The sequence below is a fragment of the Mesorhizobium sp. Arg314 genome, from assembly GCF_053714275.1.
In genome coordinates, this window is record NZ_JBSKBP010000346.1 from 1 (window position 1) to 271 (window position 271).

Consider the following 271-nt stretch of genomic DNA (forward strand, 5'->3'; position numbering starts at 1 on the left):
GCGCGAACCATGACCGTGTTGCGCCGTTGCCGATAATAGCGATAGGGCTTCATGCCATAACGCCGGCACAAGGCGAGAAACAGATGGCGCGACCATTGATCCGGCATCGAGAATTGCATCTCAATTGAGGGATCTTGCCGCCCAAGTTCCGTCAAACGCTCCCGCACACGTTCCAGCGCCGCTTCCGCCGCGAGCCGCTCGCCGGCCGTTCCAGCACCCACGAAAAGGGCCTCGATCTTCCGCAACTTCTCGCGCAACTGGGATTCGGTAG

The 271-nt window shown here is 60.5% G+C and carries 1 pseudogene; it reads right to left on the reverse strand.

From position 1 onward, the window contains the following. A pseudogene (locus ACWGS9_RS36195) lies at positions 1-271 on the reverse strand (hypothetical protein); the annotation flags it as partial.